Source organism: Pedobacter sp. MC2016-14 (assembly GCF_020991475.1).
Taxonomy (GTDB): domain Bacteria; phylum Bacteroidota; class Bacteroidia; order Sphingobacteriales; family Sphingobacteriaceae; genus Pedobacter.
Genome location: NZ_JAJMPA010000005.1, coordinates 77,316 through 101,275, shown reverse-complemented (window position 1 = coordinate 101,275; position 23,960 = coordinate 77,316). Strand labels below are relative to the sequence as shown.

The window sequence follows — 23,960 nt, the reverse complement described above, 5'->3', positions numbered from 1 at the left end:
TCACAACTATAAAAATACATGACAAGCAGAACTAAAAAACTATTCATTTGGATGAGTGTTGTCGTCCCTTTCCTGGCTTATGCCATTGTTTATTACGCACCTATATTAAGAAATGCACCTTTTAAATCAGCAGATTTCGTTTCTTTTCAATACCAGTGGGGTGAAGGCCCAAACCTTCAAAATTCTTATGATTCTGCCACCGGTAGATATCAATACTTGAATAATAAAGATTCATTGATTATAACTCGTGTAAAATTGAAGAAAGATGACTTGCTGTACATTCATCATCAAGCTAGTGAATTGGGATTTTGGAATTTCCCATCCCTGGTAGCCAATAAAGGTACAGATCTAAAAACCACTAAAGTACTTAGATACCGTATTCAATTTAATTATAAAACTAAAACCAAGACTGTAGATTTTGTGAGTGATTTTGATGAAATCCCAAAATTACGGGACATCGCGATAAACATGAAGACGATGTTGGAGAAGTCAATTAATGATGCTGAGGACCGTTATAAGAAGTAGGTTTTTAACTGCAGGCAGATAATAGTTTAAAAACTTGTGATTTGATAAAAATAAGTTCTATATTTGCACCTCTAAAAATAAACAATTTAAAATATAATTATTTAACAATGTACGCAATAGTAAATATAGCAGGACAGCAATTCAAAGTTGCAAAAGACCAGCACCTTTTTGTACACCGTTTGCAAGGAGATGAAGGCGCTAGTATTGAATTTGACAATGTATTGTTGGTTGAAGATGGTGGTAAAATCTCTGTAGGAGCTCCTGCATTGAAAGGTGCAACTGTTTCAGCTAAAATCGTGTCTCATTTAAAAGGTGATAAAGTAATCGTTTTCAAAAAGAAACGTAGAAAAGGTTACAAAAAGAAAAATGGTCACCGTCAGTATTTCACTAAGATCCAAATTGAAGGTATCAGTTTGTAATTAATTATTCGTTAAATTAAAAGGTGGTTTTACCAACTTTATAAGATAAAATAGAATGGCACATAAAAAAGGAGCCGGTAGTTCCAGGAACGGACGTGAATCGCATAGCAAGCGCTTAGGTATTAAAATCTTCGGTGGTCAATCGGCTATCGCTGGAAACATTTTAGTGCGTCAGCGTGGTACAAAACACCATCCAGATAAAGGTGTAGGTATTGGTAAAGACCATACTTTATTCGCTTTAGTAGATGGTACAGTAATTTTCAAAAAGAAACAAGATAACAAATCATACGTTTCTATTTTACCTGCAGAAGTTGTTGCTGCAGTAGTGGAGAAAAAAGTTGAAGCAATTAAAGTTGCTGAAGCAGAAGAAGCTGCACCGGTAAAAAAAGCACCAGCAAAAAAAGCTGTTAAGGCTGAAGTAGCTGAGTCTACAGAAACTGAAACCGAAGCTGCTCCTGCAGAATGAGTTCAAAATAAGATACAAAAAAAGGGCCTTCGCATTTGCGAAGGCCCTTTTTTTGTATCTCTGATTTTTCAATCCTTTGGCTCAATGTTCTCTATTCATTAATTCATTTGAAAGTTGAATCAGGGTAGCTTTTTGCGTGGGTGCTACCTGGATTTTTTCCAATGCAGTAAATGCTTTATCCAAATACGTTTTCATTTCTTCTGCTGCAAGATCGCGAATCTTATAATGCTCATATAAAGCCGTAATTTGGCCTATTTTGTCTTTAAGGTCTGTATTTACAAATTGAAGCTTAAGTTTGTTTGCGTCCTTTTCATTAGCCAACTCTTGCAATTTTAAGAGCAAGAATGTTTTCTTATTCGCAATAATATCACCGGCAATTTGCTTTCCAAATTTCTCCGGATCACCAAAAACATCAAGTATATCATCCTGTAACTGAAAAGCAATGCCAAGATTTTCTCCAAACTGATAAATCAGTTCTCTTTCATACTCATCCGCACCCGCTATGATTGCGCCTAATTTCATCGCCCCACCAACAAGTACCGCGGTTTTTAAGCGGATCATTTCTATGTACGCACTGATGCTCACGTCATCTCTCGTTTCATATTCCATATCCAGCTGTTGTCCCTCACATACCCCCTGAGCTGTGGCATTAAAGGTATTTAACACGTCTTTAAGGAAAACACTATCAACTTTTGCCAGTTGCTTATTGGCTTCCACCATCATGACGTCGCCACTTAAAATCGCGTTATTTGTACCCCATTTTTCGTGTACAGTAGTTTTGCCTCGTCTAAGCGGAGCATTATCCATGATGTCGTCATGGATAAGCGTAAAATTATGAAAGGTCTCAATAGCTAACGCCGCTGGAAGCGCCTCATCAATGTCACCATTAAATAAATCGGCAGCAATAAGCACCAATGCGGGTCTTAGGCGTTTGCCACCCAAATTCATAATATAGGTAATCGGTTCGTATAAATCTTTTGGATGTTTAGGGTATTCAATTGCAGGAATTGCTTTTTCAATAATTTGCTGCAGCTCTGAAGTGGTATACATTCTTTGGCTAATATGCTTATCTTAATTTATCGTTTATAATTATTAGTCTTGTATCAATGAAAAGTCAATCTGACGTTTAGAAAGATCTACTTTTTTTACTTTAACCTTTACTTCATCACCAAGTTGGTATTTTTTGTGCTTACGCTGTCCAACAATGCAATAGTTTTTCTCGTCAAGCACATAGAAATCGTCCGCTATATCCCTCAACCTAATCATACCTTCACATTTGTTGTCTGTCAACTCCACATACATTCCCCACTCGGTTACCCCAGAGATGATGCCCATAAAGATATTCCCTACATTTTCTTCCAGGTATTCTACCTGTTTGTACTTAATTGAGGCACGTTCTGCATCTGCAGCACGTTTTTCCATCGCAGATGAATGTGTGGAGGCAATTTCATACTCTTCTTCATTTGCAGATTTTTCTTTGTTCAGATAAGCTGCAAGTAAACGGTGTACCATCACATCCGGGTAACGGCGGATGGGAGAGGTGAAGTGGGTATAATGATCAAAAGCCAGACCATAGTGACTGGTTTTTTTGGTGGTATAAACAGCTTTTGCCATTGAACGTATCGCTAGTTGCGTCAAAACGTTTTGCTCCTTTTTTCCCTCTACATCTTCCATTAAGAAATTAAGTGATTTGGCAATGTCTTTGTCTGACTTCATATTGATCTTATAGCCAAATCTGGCGGCAAAGAGTGCAAAATTCCCCAGATTTTCTAGGTTTGGAGAATCATGAGATCGGTATACAAATGTATATTTCTGTTTTCCTTTGCCTTTTTTGGCTACAAATTCTGCTACCTTTTTATTAGCTAGCAACATAAAATCTTCAATCAGCTTATGCGCATCTTTACGCTCTTTAACGTATACACCAATCGGTTTACCGTGTGCATCAAGTTTAAATTTTACTTCTGTACTTTCAAAACTAATGGCACCGTTTTTAAACTTTTTATCCCTCAGTATATAGGCAAGTTCATTCAGTTTTAACAGTTCTTCAGCGTAATCGCCAGCTTTGTTTTCGATAACTTCCTGCGCGTCTTCATAACTAAACCTATGGTTAGAATGAATTACCGTGCGCCCAAACCATTCGGTAATAATATTTGCCTTTTCATCCAATTCAAAAACAGCAGCAAAGCATAGTTTATCTTCATGCGGACGAAGTGAACAGACACCGTTACTCAACCGTTCAGGAAGCATCGGGATCACCCGGTCTACCAGGTAAACAGAGGTAGCCCTGGAATAGGCTTCCTTGTCTAAAGCGCTGTTAGGGGTTACATAATGAGACACATCTGCAATGTGTACGCCAATTTCATAATTGCCATTTTCCAGTTTCTTAAAAGAAATGGCGTCATCAAAATCTTTAGCATCAGCAGGATCTATGGTAAACGTAGTCGTGTCCCTGAAATCGCGACGGTTTTTTAAATCCAAATCGGAGATTTGCTCTGGAATAGCATTTGCCTCATGTTCAACTTCTTCAGGGAAAGACAATGGGAAGCCATACTGAGCCAGGATGGCATTCATCTCTGTATCATTTTCACCCTGTTCTCCTAAAATATTGCTGATCTTTCCAATGGGATTTTTTACACCCTCCGGCCAGTCTGTAATGGTTACCTGTACTTTCTGTCCATCTTTGGCACCACCTAAATCAGAGAGTGGTATAAATATGTCCTGCAGCATTTTGCGATCATCTACGTTCACAAAAGCAAAACGTTCGGAGATCTTTATCACACCAATAAAATCCATCTTATTGCGCTGAACAATTTCTACAACCTCACCCTCATTTTTTCGTCCACCACTCTTCTTCGCATAGATATATACCTTTACTTTATCACCATGCAGTGCGTTGTGTAATTTTCGGGCAGATACGTAAATGTCTTTTTCAAACTCGTCATCCGGAATAATAAAAGCAGAACCGTCTGCAGTCATGTCAACCTTTCCTAAAACAAAAGTTTTAAGATCCTTTAAACGATATTTTCCTTTCTCTGCTTCTACGAATACGCCCTTTTTAACTTGCTCTTTCAGCAGTTCAGAAATGGTTTCTCTGGCAGCAGCATCATTGATGTTTAAGGCTGCCGATACTTGTTTATAATTGAGTGCTTCCTTGGTGTTTTTCTGTAATACATCACTAATAAGTTGTATCAAAACAAGTTCCAGGTGAGCAGATTTCTTTTTTGCCATAATTTAACTATGAATCACCCGAAGGTAACAAATTGAACTCAAACATTGTTGTATTTTGTACCTTTGCAAGGACAATGTTGATTTAAAATGATAGAAAGTAACGAGAGAAAAACAGGAAAAGAGCTGCTAATGATTTTAGTGAAGGCTGTCCTTTGGGCGGTACTGGTTTACTTTAACATCAATAAACCTGCATTCTATCTGGAGTATCCACACCTTAGTAATGTATTTTATGGGTTATTGGTGTTTTTAGGCCCCAGTTTAACCTTATCCATTTTAAGGCTTGTAGTCATTTACTGGTACATCCGAAAACATCACTTCAAAAATAACATAAGGGATAATTTTATCCTGGGGATAAGCAGGATTGTTTCCATTTTAAACACCCTGGTATTTATCGTAGCATTGATGCTGTTTTTCGGCATTGATCCAAAGGAATTTATTACTGGCATATCCATCGTTGCGGCGGCAGTTGCACTCACTTTCAAAGACTATGTTACCAATATGATCAATGGATTGATCATTATGTTTTCTGATCGGCTTTCCCTGGGAGATCACATCAAAATGGGTGATCATGAAGGGAAAATACTTGACATCACCCTAATCAATATGATTTTACAGAATGACGATAGTGATATGGTCATTGTTCCAAATTCAGTAGCCTTCAGCTCCGTTATCATCAATCAAAGCAAGCAGAATACCAAAAAACTCAGTATAGAATTTGAGATGGGTTTGCACAATGGTTACACGCCAGAATACCTTGAAAACCATCTTAAAAAGGTAATGGAACAGTATGCTGCAAATGTTGTTTCAGGCGGATTAACCGTGAAAACCCTTTCTATTAATAAAGATGTGGTGGTATTTAAAGCGATGGTATTATTAAAACACTACGATAAAGTGAAAGAAAGAGAGATCAGAAGAACGGTAAATACAGAACTGATCCGATTATCAGCTTCTTTGAAATCCTAAAATTTAATTGCCGACAGGCTTTCCGGGGATGCTCGAAATCAGTTTTTTAGTATAGGCTGATTGTGGGTGCGCATAAACCTCATCTGCAAAGCCATGTTCTTCAATTTTGCCTTTATTCATGACCAGTATCCTGTCAGATATGTGTTTAACAACTGCTAGATCGTGCGAAATGAATATATAAGTTAATCCAAGCTCCTGTTGCAATTGCCTCAGTAAATTCAATACCTGTGCCTGTACTGATACATCCAGCGCTGATACTGACTCATCACAAATGATAAATTTTGGCTGTAGCGCCAATGCGCGGGCAATAACTATTCTTTGTCTCTGGCCGCCAGAAAACTCATTAGGATAGCGGTCAAAATGCTCAGCTTTAAGTTCCACTTTCTCCAGTAAATTAACCACATGGGCTTTTCTTTCCATATCGTTTTTAAACATCTTGTGCACCTTCAAAGGTTCTGTTAAAGAGCTTCCTATTGTCTTGCCTGGGTTAAGGGATGAATATGGATCCTGAAAGATGATCTGCACATCTCTTCTTATTTTTCTTAACTCCAAATCATCAAGTTTAGTCAGGTCCTCACCATCAAATATAATTTTTCCGGAAGTAGGTTCAACCAGCCTGAGTATACTTCTGCCAAGGGTAGTCTTCCCACAGCCTGATTCGCCAACCAGGCCCAAAGTCTCTCCGGGAAATACCTCAAAAGAAACGCCATTTACCGCTTTGTTAAAGCCTTTTTCTTTGGTAAACAGACCTTTTTTGTTTGGGAACCAGGTGTTCAGTTCTATTACCTTAAGTAAAGGCTGTTGCAGATACAGCGCGTTTCTACGTTCCATGATCTCAGCAGGGGTAAAGCTATTTGTGGCTAATAAATGCTTTGCGTCATCTTCGGCAGTATCATTTAAAAAATCGGCAACTGTAGGCAGCCATTTTAGCTGACGGTAAGGAGAAGGTCTGCAGGCCATTAAACCCATGGTATAAGGATGTTTCGGATGGTTAAAAAGTTGCTCAAGGCTTCCTTTCTCCACTATTTTACCTTTATACATTACTGCCACATCATCCGCAATTTCGCCAATTACAGCCAGGTCATGAGAAATAAAAATCATAGCCATCTGCCGTTCATTTTTAAGCTTACGTAAAAGTGTTAAAATGCTCTTTTGTACTGTAACGTCAAGTGCTGTAGTAGGTTCATCAGCAATAAGCAATTCCGGATTGCAGCTCAAAGCCATAGCTATCATCACCCGCTGTTTCTGTCCACCAGAAATTTGATGCGGGTATTTACCAAAGATCTGTTCCGGATCCGGTAGTTGAACTTCATTAAATAGCGCTATTGTTTTACGTTGGGCCTCTTTATTGTTCAATTGTTGGTGCAATATTATCGCCTCCATAACCTGCTCTCCACAAGTCAACACCGGGTTTAATGAGGTCATGGGTTCCTGAAAAATCATCGAAATCCTGTTCCCTCTGTATTTTTTCAGTTCCTCGGTGCTAAGACTTAAGAGATCGATGTTTTCAAACTCAATCTCGCCTTTAATCAGCGTGTTTAAAGGGTTGTGCAGGCGCATGATAGAAAAGGAAGTCACCGACTTACCAGAGCCGGATTCACCAACTATGCCCAGCACTTTTCCCTTTTCGATCTCAAAACTTACATTCTCTACCGCATTCAAAACTGAATGGTCATCCTGGTTTCGAAACTGTATATTTAGATTCTTTACATTTAGCATCAGATTACCAAGATAGGAATTTTATGGTCTCAATCCCGGTAGTTTCTCCTATTTTTGTCAAATGGAAAAAAGAGAAATTCTGGATACCAAACGTAAAGCACTGAAAATAAATCTTAATCCAAAGATTTATGGAACTTTTGCGGAAATTGGTGCAGGACAAGAGGTAGCCCGAAATTTTTTCACAGCTGGGGCAGCTTCCGGAACAGTTGCTAAAACCATGTCGGCTTACGATATGACATTTAGTGATGCCATCTACGGAGCAGAGCAGTCGGGTAGGTATGTAAGCCAGTCGCGCCTAATGAAAATGTTAAACCATGAGTATGGTTTGCTTAATGAACGGTTAAGTAGTGAAAAATATGATGAACGTACTTTTTTCGCTTTTGCAGATACAGTTACCACCTTAAATTTCAATAAATCCAATGATCCACATGGCTGGATTGGTCTTAAATTTCAGTCAGAACCAGATGGCGATGCCAATGAAATATTATTTCACGTTCGTTTGCTGGATACAGATGCCGCCTTACAGCAAAATGTATTGGGTACGCTGGGGGTAAATCTAATGTTTGCTGCCTTTTATTACCTTGATGATCCAAAAACTATGGTAGAATCTTTGGCAGATAACCTTACCATAGGCTCTGTAGAAATTGACCTGATTTCTGTTGATGGCCCCGCATTTAAGCACATCAATAATATTCTGCTTAATTTATATCTCATTGTTAAAGATTTTTCAAGCGCAGCTATTTTTGATTCTTCAGGAAAGCCTCGCTTGCCCAAAGACCTCTTATATAAAAAAGACATCATGATTCTGCGGACTAAATATGCTCAGAAGTCCAATCCAAACTTTAGCATGCTCAATAAAGCAGTTGATCAGTTTGTAAGGTCAGAAAATGTTAAGGAGGAAAACCTCAGTGTACTTATTGAAGTGCTATTAAGCAACGTGTTGACAGCGGATGACGAGGCTCCAGAAGATATAGATCTTGAAGCCGTTGCAAAAAGGGCACAAGAAATGTGTGATACAGGCAATCTGGTTATCGTCTCTAACTTTGCCCGGCACAATAAGCTGGCTAAATATCTCGACCGCTGTAAGCCTAAAAGCGTAGGGATCTCAACCAATATCAATAACCTCAAATTTGTGTTTAATTCGGGTAATTTCGGAGATAATTATTATAGCCAGCTGTTAAGTTATGTGAGCGATATGTTTAGCAAAAACGTGAAATTATTTGCGTATCCATATCTGGATAAAAAAACTCAGGAAGTTATTACTACTGTTAATATGCCGGTTACACAAGAAGCAAAGCCTTTGTTTGATTTTTTAATTATTAACGGGTATATTTCTGATATTGAAGAATATAGCGAAGGGGATGTGAAAACTGTGTAACCGCTCGTAATTTATTCGCCGGCTGCAGCTGCTTACCGCAGATTTTTGCTCCGGGAATAATTTTTTAAAGCGGTAACCAGCTAAGGCCGGCTCATTAAATCACTCGCTATTCCAGCAGATTGGCAGGGGAGAGGACCGGTAGGGAGCGCCTGTTAATAGTGTTTGCTGGCAAGGCACGCGAAGATGTGAAAAAGCGGAGTTTACGTTTTGTAAATGAGCATTTTTAAGATCGAGTGTAACGCCGGCAGCGAATTCTTTATATTGGGGTGCGGTAGATGAGTCTGTTAATAGCGTTTGTTGGCAAGGCACGCGAAGAGGTAAAAAAGCGGAGTTTACATGTTGTAAATGAGCATTTTTAAGATCGAGTGTAACGCCGGCAGCGAGCGCTATTAACAGACGTAGTTGGTTAGTTGCGCATGTTGATAAACTGAAGCGGCTGCCCAAAATCTTCAGTCCTGCACAAAGAAATTACCTTTTGCAGGTCATCAATGCTTTTGCTTTGCACACGAACCTGATCGTCCATTAAAGATGGTTGCACTTTAAGGCCGCTGGCTTTTATTTTTGCAATTACTTTTTTTGCGGTCTCTTTGTCAATTCCTTCTTTGATAGAAATTTCCTTTCTAATCATGTTTCCGGAAGCGTAAACTTCTTTACCAAAATCCAGACTTTTTGGATCCAGGTTTTGCTTCATCATTCTGGAGATAATTGAGTCTTCAATGGCTTTTAAGCGCATATCATCTTCAGTAACGATAGTGATCACATTTGTTTTTTTATCGTGGTCAATGGTGCTTTTAGAGGTATTGAAATCGTAACGGTTTAAGATTTCTTTTTTAGCATTGTTCATCGCGTTATCCAATGTTTGCGCGTCTACTTTGCTTACAATATCAAAAGTGGGCATGATTATTAGCTTTTAATTTGTTAGATTTAGTGATTAGAAAATAAATTCATGAAAGCGAAGAAAACAAAAGTGCAAAAAAAAGCTGTGAATAGGGACGTAAAAAATGAATTAGCACAAACACTTACGCAAAAGTTTTTGGAAGTCATAAAAAGTCTCGGACATGATGCAGAGCATCTCGCAGAAGATCTTGCTAAAGCAGGTAAAAAGGCGGCAAAGAAAATCACTAAAAAAGTTGCTGCCGCCGCAGAAGTTGTAAGCACAAAAATTGAAGATATTGCTGAAAAACCTACAGTGCAGGCACCTAAAAAGGCAGTTACCAAAGAAGTTAAAAAGGCACAGAAAACGGTTCAAAAAGCAGTTTCCAAAGCAAGACCTGTGGCAAATAGCGTTAAAGTTACAGCTATAGCATCAGAAGAAAAGGCTGCCAGGGTGTTGTCTGCCGTAACTAAGCCAGCGGTTAAAAAAACTGCCGTTAAAACAATTCCAGGTAAAGCAAAAGAATAAAATGATTTGATAATGTTTTATAATTAACATTTGCTTAACAATAGAATATGCATTTTTGACTCTTCCCGGATATAAGCCGGAATGTTTTTGATTTTTATAGATGACCAAGAAAAAAGTACCGTTTTTAAACAGAGAAATCAGTTGGCTGCATTTTAACGAACGTGTTTTGCAAGAAGCTGCTGATGAAACGGTTCCGTTAATTGAAAGGATTAAATTTCTTTCTATTTTTTCATCCAACCTTGAAGAATTTTACCGTGTAAGGGTGGCTACCATGACAAGGTTAGCCAACTTAAATGATAAATCTAAGGCCCTGTTGGGCTTTAATCCTAAAAAGGTATTAAATGAAATTAAAAATATTGTTGTTAAACAGGAGCGTAAGTTTGAGCAGCTTTTTCAGGCTACATTGCTAAATGAGCTAGCACAAAATCGAATCTTTATTTTAAATGATACCCAGTTAAACGTTTCCAGGGGAGAGTTTGTCCGCAATCATTTCAGAGACAAAATCCTTTCTAACCTGGTTCCAATCATGATTGACCCGGAAAAACCATTTCCGGAACTTAAAGACAGATACCTTTATTTTTTTGTACGACTTACTAAAATCAGTTCAAAAAGGTCTGAGAAGTTTGCCCTCATAGAACTTCCAAATGGACTTCCCCGCTTTCTGGTACTGCCAGAAACAAACGGACTAAAATTTATTATCCTCGTTGAAGACATTATCAAATACTGTTTAGATGATATTTTTTATGTCTTTAATTACGATGCTCTTGATGCTTATTCTATTCAGCTTACGCGGGATGCGGAACTGGATGTAGATAAAAACATTAGTGAAAAATTTATTGATGAGCTAAAGTCAAGTCTCGATAAGCGTAAAAAGGGCAAGCCAATGCGCTTACTCTACGATACAGAAATGCCTTTTGATATGCTTAGCGTACTGGTATCTAAAGTGAAAATAGAATCTGAGAGTCTCATTCCCGGAAATCGGTACCACCGCTTCGGAGATTTTATCCGCTTTCCAAATGTAGGTGCTGCCGAACTTGAATATGCGCCAACTGTCCCGCTAAAAGTTGCAGGATTGCACCGTACAGAGAGTATCTTTAACAAACTTGCCGAAAAAGATTACCTCGTTAACCTTCCATATCAATCTTATGATTATATCATTCTATTTTTAAGGGAAGCTGCAATAGATCCTAAGGTAACAGAAATCAACATTACGTTATACCGCCTTGCTGAAAATTCAAAGGTGATTCACGCATTGATCAACGCCGCTAAAAATGGAAAAAAAGTAACCTGCCTGGTAGAGTTAAAAGCACGATTTGATGAACAGGCAAATATTTCCTGGACAAAGCGTTTGGAAGAAGAAGGTGTACATGTAAATTATGGGCTGTCGGATTATAAAGTGCACTCTAAAATATGCCTTGTTAAACGTATAGAGCGGGGCAGAGCTGTATATTATGCAAACCTTGCTACAGGAAACTATAATGAAAAGACAGCCAGGTTGTATTGTGACCATAGCATCTTTACTGCAAAAAAAGAAATTACAACAGATTTAGTTAAGCTTTTTGCTGCACTAAACAAAAAAACCGTTACCAAAGGTTTTAAGCACCTCATTATTTCTCCGTTAGAGTCACGAAATAAGTTTTATGCCAATATAGACAGGGAAATAAAAATTGCCAAATCAGGCAAACCGGCTTATCTCATTTTTAAGGTAAATAGCCTGGCCGATGAAGGTATCGTAGATAAATTATACGAAGCCAGCAATGCTGGCGTAAAAATTAAACTCATTGTTCGTGGAATTTGCTGCCTTGTGCCCGGTATCCCTGGCTTTAGTGAAAATATCACCGCAATAAGTATTGTCGATAAATTCCTTGAGCATGCCCGGGTGTTTATCTACGGTAACAATGGTAAAGAAGAAATGTATTTATCCTCAGGCGACCTAATGAGCAGGAATTTTGAGCATAGGGTAGAAGTAGGCTTTCCTGTTCTCGATAAGGAAGTGAAGCAGGAAATCCGTGATATTATAGATTTTCAGCTGCAGGATAACGTAAAGGCCCGTGACATTACCAAATTGAATAATAACAAGTACCATAAAAATAAGCTTGACGTTAAAGTGCGGGCGCAAATCCACACATATAATTATTTAAAGAACAAACACCAGTAAAATTACATGCTAAGATACGCTGCCATTGATATTGGCTCTAATGCCGTTAGGTTACTCATTGCCGATATTTCTAAAACAAGTCGGGGTTACGAATATAAAAAAAATACGCTGGTCAGAGTTCCCTTGCGCCTGGGTGATGATGCTTTTCTGGATCAGAAAATCAGCGACCGTAAAATTGAGGATTTAATCAAAACAATGTCGGCCTTTAAAAACCTCATGGATGTTTATCATGTAACCACTTATCTTGCCTGTGCTACTTCGGCCATGCGCGAAGCAAAGAATGGGCTGGAGATTGTTAAAAAGATCAAAAAGATAGCCAATATAGATTTAGAGATCATAGAGGGGCAGCGTGAGGCAAATATCATTTATGCCAATCATATCGAAGAAACGCTTGACATCAGGAAAAGTTATCTTTATATAGATGTGGGTGGCGGTAGTACAGAACTCTCGGTATTTGTGAATAAGCTTCCGGTAGCGTCCAGATCTTTTGATATTGGCACCATCAGAATCTTAGATAATCAGGACAAAGACGAAACCTGGGAAGAAATGAGACTTTGGGTAAAGGAACAGACCAAACATTTAAAAAATCTTGCTGGTATAGGTACCGGGGGTAATATCAATAAGCTTTTCAAAATGTCTGGCGAAAAAGACGGACATCCATTGCCATTTTTAAAGCTTAGGAGTATGTTTAATGATTTAAACAGCCACTCTTTAAAGGAAAGAATCACTGTTTTTAGCCTAAAGCCAGACCGTGCAGATGTAATTATTCCTGCCTGTGAAATTTACCTCACCTTAATGAAGTGGACAGGGATAAAACAAATTTATGTGCCCAGCGTAGGCCTGGCAGATGGTATCATTAACCTGCTGATTGACGAAAATTTAGAAGATTAATTACCAGGCAAGCGCCAGGTATTTGCCATGGTGACTTACGGTAATAGCCTTATCTTTTGGATAAGGTTTTTCGTTACCGGTCCACTCCGTTATGCTTATTGTGGATTGTTCAAAAAGTTGTGGCTGTGAAGCAGACAACGTATAAATACAATCCGCTCTTAAGAAAGATCGGGTATGATATACCTGCCCCATATAAGTGACCAGGCCAGCCATACATTTCTGCTCCAGCTCCTCTACTACACAGGATATTTTGGTAGGTGCATAAACTCTTTGATTAGCATGCATTCTCGACCAAACCTTGTATGTGGCCTCCTTCATGCTCCAAAACAACCAAACCATAATTTCTGGTTCAACCGCATTTTTTATGGTCGCCTGTTCTGCCCCTGTAAAAATCTTTTCCAAATATCCTGTTCTGCGCCAATTGCTCTCGCTCTTTGCCACATGTAAATCAACCAGATCAATTCCTATCATTTCTGTTGTAACTTAGCTTCAATCACTTGTAAAGCTACCCTTACATTTAGCATTTGTTCCATGGAATCGTTGTCTATCTCAATGTCAAACTCTTCTTCAATATCCAGCACCACATCAACAAGGTTGGCAGAGTTAATTTTAAGGTCCCTTATAAAGTCGGTATCTTCCGTAATCGTTTCCAATGCCTCTTTATTTTGTGCATAGGTAGCAACAATGGGTCTCAATCTTTTTAATGTTTCATCATTCATGGCTATATTTTTTTAAGATGATACAAGCGTTCACGTCCCCAAAACCAAAGCTGGCCTTTGCAAGGATGTTTATATTTTTATGCAGTAGCTCACGTGGTATTTTTATAGGATCCACAATCTCCGTAATGTGTGGATTCAGGTCTTCACAATTGAGGTTTGGAAAAATAAATCCCTCCTTTATCTCCAATACTGCAGCCACAGTTTCTATACTCCCTGCTGCTGCAATACAATGTCCGGTCATTCCTTTTAAAGAATTTATATATGGAAAATCGGTGCCGCTTCGCTGAAGTGCAATACTCCAGTTTTCAATTTCTAAGGCATCCATGGCAGTTGCGGTTAAATGCGCATTAATCACGTCAACATCCTGCGTTTCAATGCCTGCATCCTTAATGGCATTTACAATGCACCTTTGTACAGCCACAGGGCCGGGGGCAGTCATCGTACCCTTACCTCGCTGCCCGCCACTATTCACATTCCCTCCCAGTAGTTCGGCATAAATTCGGGCACCTCTTTCCAGCGCACTATCCAAAGATTCTATCACCAATGCTCCGGCACCGCTTCCCGGTACAAAGCCACTTGCAGAGGCACTCATTGGTCTCGAACCCTTTTCCGGAAAATCGTTATGCTTAAACGTGCAAACTTTCATCGCATCAAAACCACCCCAAATGTAGGGGCCACTATCGCTTGTGCTGCCGGCCAGCATAATCCTTGCTTTTCCAGCGCAGATGCGCTCGTACGCCATCAAAATAGCTTCAGTACCTGTAGCACAAGCAGAAGAGTTTGTACTGATCTGGTTGCCAAGTCCTAATTTCGCGGCAATCCAGGCACTTATCCCACTTGCCATGGTTTGCTGTACCACTGTGCTGCCCAACCTGCGTACCAATTTTTCATCTATCTTGTAAATGGCCTCACGAAACCTGTCTATTCCCGAAGTCCCCGTTCCAAATATTGTCCCGCAATCCCAGTACGGCTCCGTACATTCGTTTATCAACAGTCCGGCATCCTTCCAGGCATCCACTGCCGCAATCACACCATATAAAATACCACTGCTGTTAAAGTTTTTAAGCTCCAACGGATTAAAGTACTGAGAAATTAACGCTTCAGAAAGGGGAGGTTTGCCCGCAATCTGGCAGGAAAATTCAAGATCCTGGAGCATAGGCTGATGTTTAATTCCGGACTTGCCCAGTTTAATGGCTTCAGAAAATTGAGCTAGCCCAATTCCGTTAGGCGCCACTACACCCAATCCGGTAATTACAACCCTGTTAGCCATTTAACTTGGTAGTAACCATGCCAGAAAGGCTTCCCTTACAAACTATTTCGCCGTTCCCGTTTTTCATCACTACATTACAATGCAGTTTTTTAAACCGGAAATATACTTTCTCGGATACTACCGTAACCTGCTCACCCGGAAAAACAGGTTTCATAAAATCAATTGCGGTAGATGTTAGCATAACATGGCCAGTCATTCCCGCTTCCAGGTCGCCCATTAAATAAATCCCCAAACAAACCAACCCAATTTGCGCCATCGTTTCTGTTAAAATTACCCCAGGAGTTACAGGATGGTCTTTAAAGTGTCCTTTATAAAAATCCAGCCCGCTGTTAAAAGTGTAGGTACCGGTAACACCATTTTCGTCAATCTCTTGCAGGTCATCTACAAATAAAAAGGGACTACTGTAAGGTAATTTTGCTAATATATCTTGTTCTTTCATCATAAAATAATTTAATCTCTAGCAGATGCCAGCTCCTCCATCCACAGGAATTATGGCGCCGTTTATCCATCCTGCCTCATCTTTGCAAAGCAGGTAAACTACATTTGCCACATCTTCAGCAGTTGTTAAACGTTTAAAAGGATTGTTCTCAATACTATGCTCCTTAAGCCGATCACTTCCAGGAATCATCCTAAAAGATCGGGTATCGGTTACACCAGCCTGCACACAATTGGCGCGTAGTCCATAAGGTGCAAATTCAAGTGCAATGCTTCTTGTTATTGCTTCTAAACTGGCCTTGGCCGCAGATACCGCTGCATAATGTTTCCATGCTTTGGCAGAGCCTTCGCTTGTAAATGCAAGCACACGGGCATCTTCAGCAAATAATTTTGCCTCAAATGTAACTTTAGTCCAGTCGTACAAGCTAATGGCCATGTGCTGCAAAGTAAGCACAAAATCGTCATTTTCCAATACCGCTGCTGTATCTGATACCATCGCTTTCAAATTGCCTTTTGCAATACTGTGCAATAAACAGCGTATTTTTCCTGCCGCCTGTTTTTCTAATAAAGCTTTAACAACCTCCGCCCGGCATGCTGGGTTTGTGATATCCATATTAAAAGTAAGTACCTCAATGCCGGGGACTTTAAGGGCTTCAAATAATGGATTTATGACCTTCATTTCCTCCCGCGTATTGCGGTGCACAATTAAAATATTCATCCCATGAGCGGCCAGTTTAGCAGCTGAAGCAAGACCAAGACCGCTGCTGCCGCCCAAAATAATGGCCCAATAGTTCTGCTTTTCAAACTCTCTTACCATCTTAATAATATTCTTTGCGCAGAAAAACCAGGTCCAAAGCTCAACATCAGTCCTGTTTCGCCTTTTTCATGAGGCGCATCCATAAATCTCTCCAAAACATATAAAACCGTGGCGCTAGACATGTTTCCGTACATGCGCAGTACTTCCCTGGTATCGTCAATATTTTTACCAAGTTTCCCGAATAACTCTTCAACTACCTGCACAATCTTTTTACCGCCGGGATGAAAAATTAAGTGATCTATGTCGGCTATGGTCAAATTTTCTTTTGCTAAAAAGGGGTAAATGATTTCCGGAAAATGGGTCGCAATTGTTTCAGGTACTTCAATATCCAATACCATTTGTAAACCGGTATTGGTCAGGTTAAAACCCATCATGTGTTCTGCATCATAAAAATGGTACATCTCTTCAGCTACCAGTTCCGGGCCTTCATCATCATCAAAAGATGAGAGTAATACACAGGCGGCACCATCACCAAATATCGCTGCACTAACAATATTGGCCATAGAAAAATCATCAAGTTGAAAAGTCGCAGCCGGAGATTCCATTGCAACTACTGCGGCACGTTTTCCAGGATTAGCTTTCAAAAAATTCTTTGCATAGATCATTCCCGATATCCCGGCAGCGCAGCCCATTTCAGTTACGGGCAGCCTTACCACATCCTGTCTCATTTTTAGTTTGTTAATTAGAAACGCATCCAGAGATGGGATCATAATTCCTGTGCAACTTACCGTAATCAAATAATCGATGTCGGCTGGCGCCCAGTTTGCTTTCTCTAATGCCCGCTCCAGGCATTCTGCCCCAAGCTTTATGCCCTCACGAATATAGATGTTGTTTTTTTCTTCGAAAGACGTATTGCTAAATACTTCTTCCGGTGACATTAGTGAATAACGTTTGTCCACTCCCGCATTTTCAAAGATCTTTTTTACCTTCCGTACAAAACGCTCGTCCTGTCCATGCAACCAGGTATCTAAAAAAGGAATAATTTCTTCCGTACTTCGCGAATAAGAAGGCAAAGCCTTAGCAACTGTTTTAATTTTTACACTCATTGATCCATAGGTTTTAATACGTTCTTTGTCGTTCTAACTACCCATTGGTATCTAAACGCCCACTTCCACCGCAATTTGTAATCATTCAGCCCAAGCTTTACAGAATAAGCAATCAAATCTTTCCTTTTAAATCCACGTAATATAGATACCAGACCATCCTTGCGCGACATGTAGTTTAAACCAAAAACAAAACACAAGGCCTCAAATAAGTAATAGGCCATTTTACTTCTATGCAGATCATTCACCACAAAACCCAAAGTAGCATGGCTTTTAAAAGTCCCCAGCAAGGAAATAATTTCATCGTCTTTAAAATGGTGCAGTGTCAGGGTACACAATATAATGTCGCATTCAGGAAGGGCATTTTCTTCAAAAATATCAACACACTTATAACTAATGTTCCTTACCCCAAAAGAAAGTTGTTCAGCATAGCCAATGGTAAAAGCATTAGCATCAATTCCAATTAACTTCAAAGTTAAGTTGTTTTGTGTCCCATAAACCGCTAGTGCCCTCAGCATGTCGCCATTTCCGCAACCTATATCCACAATGGTTATTTCCCTTTTCGTATGTCCGGTCAGTAACTTTGCAACGCCTTCAAGTGTAATTTTATTTCCGCCCAACAATTGGTTAATGCGGGCAATTTTATCCAGGGCATCCCTCAATATTTCTCCCTGCATGGAAAAATCATCCATAATCTCCTGTGCCTCGCTTCTATAAGTAGTATTTACAAGCATCTTGTTAAATTAGTGGTTTACCATGAGTTTGTCTAATAACTGCGGGTAGCAAATCCGGAAACTTAACAAAACCCCAAAATAGTTTGTCAGCTACATATTCTTTTCTCAGTATCGTCGCCAGCATGCGTCCCATCAGCATGCGCTTCCTAAAATTTTTGTGCCATAAAGTTTTGTAAGCATCTTCCAGGCCAGCCCTCAATTCCTTTCCCTGATTTTTGGTCGTTCCTCGCTCATAATATTGTACAATTAGCTCAGCACAAATTTTGGCACTATGAATGGCCATGCCCATACCATTTCCGCAAAGCGGGTGAATAAGGCCAGCTGTATCTCCAATCATTAAAACATGATCTTTCACAAGCTCCTTTCTTTCAAAAGATATTTGGCTGATGCTCAGTGGGCTGTCAAAATCCACAGTACAACTTTCAAAAACATTCTTAAGATTTTTATTTTTATACAATACGTTTTCCCGATGCTCATTGATGTTTTTATGCTTTTTAAAGTTTGCATAATCAGTGAGGTAACAAATATTTATCTTCTCCTCCTCAACGTTAGATACGCCACAATAGCCTCCTTTAAAATTATGCAAGCCCACAACATGCTTCGGATAGCTGCCTTTGTAATGCGCTTTTACAGCCAGCCATGGAGACTGATGTTTTATAAAATTACGTTTCAACTGCTGGTCAAGGCCGGCTCTTTTTCCATAAGCACCCAATACCAGCTTCGCTTTAAATTCATGTTCAATAGAATGTACTGAAAAGAAATAGTTTTCAAAATGGATTTCGGTTATCGTATCAATGATGATTTTTACACCAAATTCCACCGCCTTAAGCGATAAGTAATGATCCAGGGTATACCTGCTAAGACCAATGCCTCCTAGTGGTAACTTGGTCAGGATGTTTTCACCTGCGCAGGTAGAAAATTCAAGATCTGTAATTTGTATAGGATTCAGAAAAGAAGGATCAGCACCCAGTTGTTGTAAATAGGGCAGGACTTCATTCGAAATATATTCCCCGCAGACTTTATGCTTCGGGTAAGCATCTTTTTCAACTAATATTACGTTAAAACCGGCTCTGGATAAATGAATTGAACTGGTTAATCCAGCTAAACCCCCACCAACTATTAAAATATCGGTTTCGTAGCGCATATTTAAGTCATGTCAGCATTGTAAAGTTCAAAGATAACATTGCGCGCGGGGTTTTGTTTGGTCTAAAAATCGTAGCAGCGCAATCTTCCGTTGTCTGCCCTTTTGCTTTTTAGGTACAAGCCAATAGAAATCTCATGGCTCCCGTAATTAAAATTGCGGAGAGAATTTATCGAATAATCGTAAGAGTAACCTATTCTAAGATTAGGCGCAGCAAAAACTTCTATAATACCGCCCATTGCACTCTCTTTTGTCAAACCCCGCTGCAGATTGTTTTTTGGTACCAGGTTTACAGAAGTACGTGCAAAAGCACCCAACCATACCTGTTCCTTAAGTAGAAGAAAACCACTGATGTCTAATGAACCAGGTCCTTTAAAATCTTCTTTTAAAATCAACACAGGTTTAATTTTTATAGCATCATTTAAGCTAAACAAAGCTCCGCTGGTTACATACAAATGCGGTTGTGGCACCGGAACAAGAATTTGTGCCGTGGCGTTTCTGGACATGTATTTAGCCAGGATGTTGGTGGCCGAAGCACCAATATAGTAGTTGTTGTTTGAATAAAATATCCCGAACCTGGCGTCTGGTACCCTAATACTTTGAAAACCTGTAGGTACAATGATGTCGTTATCCTGAATTGTAGATAGTTCATTACCGTCAATTCCAAGTTGTGCAATCCCGAGGGCAATCCCAAAAGACAGTCTGGAAGATTCATCATAGCCTACTCTAAGTCTGTAAGCATAATTCGCAAATGCGGTTAAATAACGTTGCGCGCCAATTTTATCATTGGTAACAATCAGGCCCAGCCCAACATTACCCTCATTAGTGGCCACATCTGCAGATACCGTAAATGTTTTAGGCGCACCCTTAACACCTTCCCATTGCGAGCGGTAAAAAGACTGAACAAAAAGGTCTTCCTTGTATCCGGCATAAGCAGGATTGATATGCAGTCCATTGAACACATATTGTGTAAACTGTGCATCCTGTTGCGCCTTTGCAAAGCCAAAAAACAAGATAAACAGGAAAGGTAATACCATCTTTTTCATAAGCTGCCTGCTAAAGATTAATTTGTCTTGGTCCGTAAAAGGGTGATGTAGCCTTTATAAACATCCAGGCCACCTGCGGCATTTTTTAATTTTAGAATATAAAAATAAGTGCCTTCATTTAGCCCTTCGCCCGTCCAGTCATTTTTATAGTTTTTGCTTTCGTAAACATGACTTCCAAATCTGTTCAAAATCACAAGATTATTATCTGCGTAATTCTCAATCCCCGGAATTACAAACGTGTCATTTTTGCCATCCCCATTTGGTGTAAATGTATTGGCTATGATAATACCCGCAATCATTTTAGAATCAGCAGCACTATTGTTAGTTAAAACAGGGTCGGTTTCAAAAGAACTAACGGTGGCCGTATTTTTTACTATGCCCGGCTTAATTGCTTTAACCATCAACCTCAGCTCGGCAGTCTGCCCGTTGTACATTTGGTCTATGTTCCAGCTTACAGTTCTTGTTACCTGACTGTAATTTGCCGTTCCCACAGCAGGGCTTACTAAAGATTCAAAAACAAGTTCATCAGGCAGAACATCCTTAACCCTTACCTGCGTTGCCGTTCCGGCACCATTGTTCTTAATTTTTAATAAATATTCAAAGGGATCGTTTAGCGATACAGACCTGGATTCAGCACTTTTTGCAATCATTACATCAGCGCTAAGCACTGCGTTTGGCTCCACAATTACCGTAGTTGGATCAGAAGTTTCGGATGGACAGCCATGGACATTAAAAGCCTGCACAGTATAAACGCCACTGGTTGTTACCACATAATTCAGTTGTGTGGCACCCGGGATGATGTTTCCGTTTTTCATCCATTGATAAGAAGCTGCATTAACAGAATTGGCGTGTAGCGTACCCGATGTTCCATAAGGTATTTTGATCGGTTGCCCAGCAGAAGATTGCGCAAAGCATGCTGTTGCGGGAAGCAACAGCACACTAAGTGCAAAATTCATTTTTCTGTTAAACATCATCCTTTATTAATAATCTACCTTTAGGTAAATGAGATAACAGGTTTTCCTGGTTTTGCGGTAACTTTAACAGCAGTTGAGCTGCCGGAACTTTGTACGCAGCCAGCGCTGTCGCCAGATTTTAATACACCAGATGATACCGTATAGGCAATTGATGTTTTAACGGTATACTCTCCAACAGCTGTTGTATTTATTGTAAATACATTACTTGCAGCTGTACCTACTGTAGTTACGTCAGACACAGCAGCACCATCTTTAGTGGCAGTCCAGGTAAAAGCAAAACTTACATCAGTTAAAGACGAATCAAATGTTGATGGAGTGGCAGTAACCACAGATGAAGTAGCAGAACCTCCGGCCTCGCAATAATTAGCCACTGTTGGTGCACCTAAAGTAACACTGGATGTAGGCAATACATATAAGCTAAATGGATCAGAAACATCTCCAGAACAGGTGTTTGGAGCGGCCGAGATCACAAATACTTTATATACATGCGCACCTGTCGCCAGTCCGGAAGCTGTTGTATAGGCTGGAGCTGTGGCTGCGGTAGTCACGGCTATTTCTGTAACGGTCCCAATTGGTGTTGTTCCGTCAGCCTGAAATTCCTGCCACATAATTCTGTCTCCCGGAAGTAATGCCGCAGTAACCGTAGCATCGGGTCTTAAAGCAGCAGTAGCGCCACCACATAAGTACAAAGGATAGCTAACTGCAAAAGCGCTCATCTGAAGGGCAAATACACACAGTAGAGTTGCACCTAGTTTTGTCAATTTTGTTTTCATGATTTTTTTTGTTTAAGTGTTAATAATTGTTTGTTTAATATTCTGTTAATTACTGTATTGCTATGTGGGGGGTAAGGGGTTTGGGGTGTACAACCACATTAAAATTGTTAGTTGTGCTGGTACATCCATTCGCATTTTTTACGGTTAGTGTGCCTGAATATGTTGCAGCAGCCGCTGCGGAGGGTACACTAAGTGTTATAGGGGTAGTTACGAGCGCCTGATCGGTAACATTCAGAAAGCCAGCCGCAGTAGCTGCCCCATTCCAGGTAATGCTATAGGTTGTTGGTGTATTTGTTGCTGCCGAATAGGGTAAACTGGCCGTGGTAATTCCTTTGCAAACCGTGGTATTACCAGGGGTAATTGCGGGCAGCGGATTTACGGTCACTTTAACAGGTACGCGTTCCGATTCCGCGGTACAGCCTATCCTTGCAGCGGCTACGTAATAAGTGGTGGTGCTGGTCAAATTCCCTGTAGAATAGGTTGCAGCTACAGTAGCAGTTCCACCGGTTGGAACAGTGTACCAGTGTAGCTCATTACAAGTACCGGCAGTTGCACTCAGCGTAGTCGAGTTGTTGTAACAAATGGAAGGATTTTGAGCCGCTGGAGAAACAAATGTTGGGATCGGTGCTGTTCGTTGTACCTCATATAGATTCATTTGTGCTAAAACGCCCAACAATGAACTCATGGAAATTTCTATCCGGTCAAAAGTTGAACTGGGTACAATAGAAACGGTGGTTTTATTGTTTGCCCTTAATAGTGCCAACAGGTCTAAAGAGAGTAGAGAAGTTAAACTAACTGAAGTCCCTGCTACATTTCCATTATAAGGGGTAACGGATATATTATTCAATAGACTTAGGTCCAGTAATAAAGCGGGTGGAATGGAGAAGGTTATCGTGGCTGCATCACCCGTATTAGATGGCCCTGGAAAATAAATGGTTTCTTTTAAGGTAGTACCAACACCTGCCACCCCCATAGAAAATACGGTAGCGGTTGATTTGTCATTGTCAAAAGCATTATTAGGATTGGTAACTGCTCCGCCAAGTGTTAGCAAACCACTAACAGAAGGAGCCGATCCCGCTGCCGGGTCACAGCTGTAGCCTGCAGTCTGGAAATATGCGTGGTATATAAATAATTGCCCAGTGCCTACTATTACCGAAGCATTTATGGCAATTTTTACCGCATTATAGGCTAGAGCAGAAGTTATGGCGAGGTAAATAGAGCCATCAGCGGCTGAGAAGTTGCTAACTTTTACGCTGGCAGCAGCTATCTGTGTACCCTGACCTGCAATTGTCGTCGCAGAAGTAGCACCACTATACGCAGAGACTGGAGAACTTGCCCCACCTATCAGATTTAACACATTTAGAGCACTGCTACCACCAATTTTCACATAGGTAGTACTTCCGGCAGGTATCGTGCTCCCCACAAATTTGAGTTCTATCCAAGCCTCCGCGGCACCTAGGACAGTTACTACATTTAGAACAGCCGGTGTGTTAGTGGGATTTGCACCTACAGCACTTGACGTGGAAGATGTACTTGAAGAAGCGACTAATACGTGAGAATCTCCATGATCTTCATAATTTGCATAGGTCTTTACAGGGGCGGTACAGGTCTGTGCGTATCCCAATGTACTTCCCACAACCATTAACAATAATGTTAATGAGAGGATGGAGAGAATACTGAACACACTTACTTTGATGACCACTGAGCGTACTGTTGAATGTTGAATTTCAGGCAGTTTTGAAGGCGTTTTTAAATGCGCTTCGTAAGCCTTTTCCCGTTATTCAAAAATATCCAACACTAAGGATGAATTTATATTCATTGCATTCAGTTTAAGGTGCTTAGCAAGCCCAAAACAAGCT

The 23,960-nt window shown here is 40.1% G+C and carries 24 protein-coding genes; 8 read left to right on the top strand and 16 right to left on the bottom strand.

The genetic code is table 11. The features are described from left to right. Positions 1-18 precede the first annotated feature (18 nt). The 3 genes from LPB86_RS20600 to rpmA all read left to right on the top strand — a co-directional run bounded on the left by LPB86_RS20600 (position 19) and on the right by rpmA (position 1,410). On the top strand, positions 19-525 hold the full coding sequence (locus LPB86_RS20600; protein WP_230693314.1) for a hypothetical protein: 507 nt from the start codon (positions 19-21) through the stop codon (positions 523-525). Positions 526-632: 107 nt separating this feature from the next. After that, on the top strand, positions 633-944 hold the full coding sequence (gene rplU / locus LPB86_RS20595) for a 50S ribosomal protein L21 (RefSeq protein ID WP_230693313.1): 312 nt from the start codon (positions 633-635) through the stop codon (positions 942-944). Between the two features lie 55 nt (positions 945-999). Then, positions 1,000-1,410 carry a 50S ribosomal protein L27 gene (rpmA, locus tag LPB86_RS20590; RefSeq protein WP_230693312.1) on the top strand — a complete coding sequence of 137 codons (411 nt, stop codon included), beginning with the start codon at positions 1,000-1,002 and terminating at the stop codon, positions 1,408-1,410. 81 nt (positions 1,411-1,491) lie between these two features. Here rpmA and LPB86_RS20585 read toward each other — a convergent pair whose 3' ends face one another. Beyond that, positions 1,492-2,460: a polyprenyl synthetase family protein gene (locus tag LPB86_RS20585; protein ID WP_230693311.1), complete on the bottom strand. Its 969-nt coding sequence runs from the start codon at positions 2,458-2,460 to the stop codon at positions 1,492-1,494. 42 nt (positions 2,461-2,502) lie between these two features. Then, positions 2,503-4,638 carry a ribonuclease R gene (rnr, locus tag LPB86_RS20580; protein WP_230693310.1) on the bottom strand — a complete coding sequence of 712 codons (2,136 nt, stop codon included), beginning with the start codon at positions 4,636-4,638 and terminating at the stop codon, positions 2,503-2,505. Between the two features lie 87 nt (positions 4,639-4,725). Here rnr and LPB86_RS20575 point away from each other — a divergent pair, with 87 nt between their 5' ends. Further along, entirely contained in the window at positions 4,726-5,601 is an 876-nt protein-coding gene (locus LPB86_RS20575; RefSeq protein ID WP_230693309.1) for a mechanosensitive ion channel family protein, read from the top strand. 3 nt (positions 5,602-5,604) lie between these two features. Here LPB86_RS20575 and LPB86_RS20570 read toward each other — a convergent pair whose 3' ends face one another. Then, entirely contained in the window at positions 5,605-7,320 is a 1,716-nt protein-coding gene (locus LPB86_RS20570; protein WP_230693308.1) for an ABC transporter ATP-binding protein, read from the bottom strand. Between the two features lie 61 nt (positions 7,321-7,381). On the opposite strand from LPB86_RS20570, the gene LPB86_RS20565 reads away from it, so the two are divergent. After that, positions 7,382-8,698, top strand: a complete 1,317-nt coding sequence (locus LPB86_RS20565) for a nicotinamide mononucleotide adenylyltransferase (RefSeq protein ID WP_230693307.1) — start codon at positions 7,382-7,384, stop codon at positions 8,696-8,698. Between the two features lie 406 nt (positions 8,699-9,104). Here the strand turns inward: LPB86_RS20565 and LPB86_RS20560 are convergent, their stop codons facing one another. Beyond that, on the bottom strand, positions 9,105-9,596 hold the full coding sequence (locus LPB86_RS20560; RefSeq protein WP_230693306.1) for a YajQ family cyclic di-GMP-binding protein: 492 nt from the start codon (positions 9,594-9,596) through the stop codon (positions 9,105-9,107). A 48-nt stretch (positions 9,597-9,644) separates the two neighbouring features. On the opposite strand from LPB86_RS20560, the gene LPB86_RS20555 reads away from it, so the two are divergent. The 3 genes from LPB86_RS20555 to LPB86_RS20545 all read left to right on the top strand — a co-directional run bounded on the left by LPB86_RS20555 (position 9,645) and on the right by LPB86_RS20545 (position 13,149). After that, the gene (locus LPB86_RS20555) at positions 9,645-10,100 is read left to right on the top strand and encodes a hypothetical protein (protein WP_230693305.1); all 456 of its coding nucleotides are present in this window, start codon (positions 9,645-9,647) and stop codon (positions 10,098-10,100) included. Positions 10,101-10,200: 100 nt separating this feature from the next. Further along, positions 10,201-12,258, top strand: a complete 2,058-nt coding sequence (ppk1, locus tag LPB86_RS20550) for a polyphosphate kinase 1 (RefSeq protein ID WP_230693304.1) — start codon at positions 10,201-10,203, stop codon at positions 12,256-12,258. A 6-nt stretch (positions 12,259-12,264) separates the two neighbouring features. Continuing rightward, entirely contained in the window at positions 12,265-13,149 is an 885-nt protein-coding gene (locus LPB86_RS20545) for an exopolyphosphatase (RefSeq protein ID WP_230693303.1), read from the top strand. Here LPB86_RS20545 and LPB86_RS20540 read toward each other — a convergent pair whose 3' ends face one another. The 12 genes from LPB86_RS20540 to LPB86_RS21015 form a co-directional block, all read right to left on the bottom strand. Continuing rightward, positions 13,150-13,620 carry a 4'-phosphopantetheinyl transferase superfamily protein gene (locus LPB86_RS20540; RefSeq protein WP_230693302.1) on the bottom strand — a complete coding sequence of 157 codons (471 nt, stop codon included), beginning with the start codon at positions 13,618-13,620 and terminating at the stop codon, positions 13,150-13,152. After that, complete coding sequence (locus tag LPB86_RS20535) at positions 13,617-13,868, bottom strand: phosphopantetheine-binding protein (RefSeq protein ID WP_230693301.1); 252 nt, start codon at positions 13,866-13,868, stop codon at positions 13,617-13,619. Before LPB86_RS20535 ends, LPB86_RS20540 begins: the two co-directional genes overlap by 4 nt. Next, a complete protein-coding gene (locus tag LPB86_RS20530; protein ID WP_230693300.1) occupies positions 13,861-15,138 on the bottom strand; it encodes a beta-ketoacyl synthase in 1,278 nt (425 codons plus the stop codon). The genes LPB86_RS20535 and LPB86_RS20530 overlap by 8 nt, the downstream gene beginning before the upstream one ends. Continuing rightward, entirely contained in the window at positions 15,131-15,580 is a 450-nt protein-coding gene (locus LPB86_RS20525) for a 3-hydroxyacyl-ACP dehydratase FabZ family protein (RefSeq protein WP_230693299.1), read from the bottom strand. Before LPB86_RS20525 ends, LPB86_RS20530 begins: the two co-directional genes overlap by 8 nt. A 15-nt stretch (positions 15,581-15,595) precedes the next feature. Then, positions 15,596-16,390 (bottom strand): enoyl-ACP reductase, encoded by a 795-nt coding sequence (locus LPB86_RS20520; protein WP_230693298.1) that lies wholly within the window; start codon positions 16,388-16,390, stop codon positions 15,596-15,598. Next, complete coding sequence (locus tag LPB86_RS20515) at positions 16,384-17,436, bottom strand: type III polyketide synthase (protein WP_230693297.1); 1,053 nt, start codon at positions 17,434-17,436, stop codon at positions 16,384-16,386. Before LPB86_RS20515 ends, LPB86_RS20520 begins: the two co-directional genes overlap by 7 nt. After that, on the bottom strand, positions 17,433-18,167 hold the full coding sequence (locus LPB86_RS20510; protein ID WP_230693296.1) for a methyltransferase domain-containing protein: 735 nt from the start codon (positions 18,165-18,167) through the stop codon (positions 17,433-17,435). The genes LPB86_RS20515 and LPB86_RS20510 overlap by 4 nt, the downstream gene beginning before the upstream one ends. A gap of 4 nt (positions 18,168-18,171) precedes the next feature. Continuing rightward, complete coding sequence (locus LPB86_RS20505) at positions 18,172-19,311, bottom strand: NAD(P)/FAD-dependent oxidoreductase (protein WP_230693295.1); 1,140 nt, start codon at positions 19,309-19,311, stop codon at positions 18,172-18,174. A 62-nt stretch (positions 19,312-19,373) separates the two neighbouring features. Next, a complete protein-coding gene (locus LPB86_RS20500) occupies positions 19,374-20,354 on the bottom strand; it encodes a type IX secretion system membrane protein PorP/SprF (RefSeq protein ID WP_230693294.1) in 981 nt (326 codons plus the stop codon). 17 nt (positions 20,355-20,371) lie between these two features. Beyond that, complete coding sequence (locus tag LPB86_RS20495) at positions 20,372-21,310, bottom strand: gliding motility-associated C-terminal domain-containing protein (protein WP_230693293.1); 939 nt, start codon at positions 21,308-21,310, stop codon at positions 20,372-20,374. A gap of 38 nt (positions 21,311-21,348) precedes the next feature. Further along, a complete protein-coding gene (locus LPB86_RS20490) occupies positions 21,349-22,101 on the bottom strand; it encodes a hypothetical protein (protein ID WP_230693292.1) in 753 nt (250 codons plus the stop codon). Positions 22,102-22,150: 49 nt separating this feature from the next. Further along, the gene (locus tag LPB86_RS21015) at positions 22,151-23,803 is read right to left on the bottom strand and encodes a hypothetical protein (protein WP_230693291.1); all 1,653 of its coding nucleotides are present in this window, start codon (positions 23,801-23,803) and stop codon (positions 22,151-22,153) included. Between the last annotated feature and the right edge of the window lie 157 nt (positions 23,804-23,960).

Excerpts from the sequence above, each read along its gene's own strand:
- LPB86_RS20600 (WP_230693314.1), top strand. The coding sequence starts at position 19 with ATGACAAGCAGAACTAAAAAACTATTCATTTGGATGAGTGTTGTCGTC.
- rplU (WP_230693313.1), top strand. The coding sequence starts at position 633 with ATGTACGCAATAGTAAATATAGCAGGACAGCAATTCAAAGTTGCAAAA.
- rpmA (WP_230693312.1), top strand. The coding sequence starts at position 1,000 with ATGGCACATAAAAAAGGAGCCGGTAGTTCCAGGAACGGACGTGAATCG.
- LPB86_RS20585 (WP_230693311.1), bottom strand. The coding sequence starts at position 2,460 with ATGTATACCACTTCAGAGCTGCAGCAAATTATTGAAAAAGCAATTCCT.
- rnr (WP_230693310.1), bottom strand. The coding sequence starts at position 4,638 with ATGGCAAAAAAGAAATCTGCTCACCTGGAACTTGTTTTGATACAACTT.
- LPB86_RS20575 (WP_230693309.1), top strand. The coding sequence starts at position 4,726 with ATGATAGAAAGTAACGAGAGAAAAACAGGAAAAGAGCTGCTAATGATT.
- LPB86_RS20570 (WP_230693308.1), bottom strand. The coding sequence starts at position 7,320 with ATGCTAAATGTAAAGAATCTAAATATACAGTTTCGAAACCAGGATGAC.
- LPB86_RS20565 (WP_230693307.1), top strand. The coding sequence starts at position 7,382 with ATGGAAAAAAGAGAAATTCTGGATACCAAACGTAAAGCACTGAAAATA.
- LPB86_RS20560 (WP_230693306.1), bottom strand. The coding sequence starts at position 9,596 with ATGCCCACTTTTGATATTGTAAGCAAAGTAGACGCGCAAACATTGGAT.
- LPB86_RS20555 (WP_230693305.1), top strand. The coding sequence starts at position 9,645 with ATGAAAGCGAAGAAAACAAAAGTGCAAAAAAAAGCTGTGAATAGGGAC.
- ppk1 (WP_230693304.1), top strand. The coding sequence starts at position 10,201 with ATGACCAAGAAAAAAGTACCGTTTTTAAACAGAGAAATCAGTTGGCTG.
- LPB86_RS20545 (WP_230693303.1), top strand. The coding sequence starts at position 12,265 with ATGCTAAGATACGCTGCCATTGATATTGGCTCTAATGCCGTTAGGTTA.
- LPB86_RS20540 (WP_230693302.1), bottom strand. The coding sequence starts at position 13,620 with ATGATAGGAATTGATCTGGTTGATTTACATGTGGCAAAGAGCGAGAGC.
- LPB86_RS20535 (WP_230693301.1), bottom strand. The coding sequence starts at position 13,868 with ATGAATGATGAAACATTAAAAAGATTGAGACCCATTGTTGCTACCTAT.
- LPB86_RS20530 (WP_230693300.1), bottom strand. The coding sequence starts at position 15,138 with ATGGCTAACAGGGTTGTAATTACCGGATTGGGTGTAGTGGCGCCTAAC.
- LPB86_RS20525 (WP_230693299.1), bottom strand. The coding sequence starts at position 15,580 with ATGATGAAAGAACAAGATATATTAGCAAAATTACCTTACAGTAGTCCC.
- LPB86_RS20520 (WP_230693298.1), bottom strand. The coding sequence starts at position 16,390 with ATGGTAAGAGAGTTTGAAAAGCAGAACTATTGGGCCATTATTTTGGGC.
- LPB86_RS20515 (WP_230693297.1), bottom strand. The coding sequence starts at position 17,436 with ATGAGTGTAAAAATTAAAACAGTTGCTAAGGCTTTGCCTTCTTATTCG.
- LPB86_RS20510 (WP_230693296.1), bottom strand. The coding sequence starts at position 18,167 with ATGCTTGTAAATACTACTTATAGAAGCGAGGCACAGGAGATTATGGAT.
- LPB86_RS20505 (WP_230693295.1), bottom strand. The coding sequence starts at position 19,311 with ATGCGCTACGAAACCGATATTTTAATAGTTGGTGGGGGTTTAGCTGGA.
- LPB86_RS20500 (WP_230693294.1), bottom strand. The coding sequence starts at position 20,354 with ATGAAAAAGATGGTATTACCTTTCCTGTTTATCTTGTTTTTTGGCTTT.
- LPB86_RS20495 (WP_230693293.1), bottom strand. The coding sequence starts at position 21,310 with ATGAATTTTGCACTTAGTGTGCTGTTGCTTCCCGCAACAGCATGCTTT.
- LPB86_RS20490 (WP_230693292.1), bottom strand. The coding sequence starts at position 22,101 with ATGAAAACAAAATTGACAAAACTAGGTGCAACTCTACTGTGTGTATTT.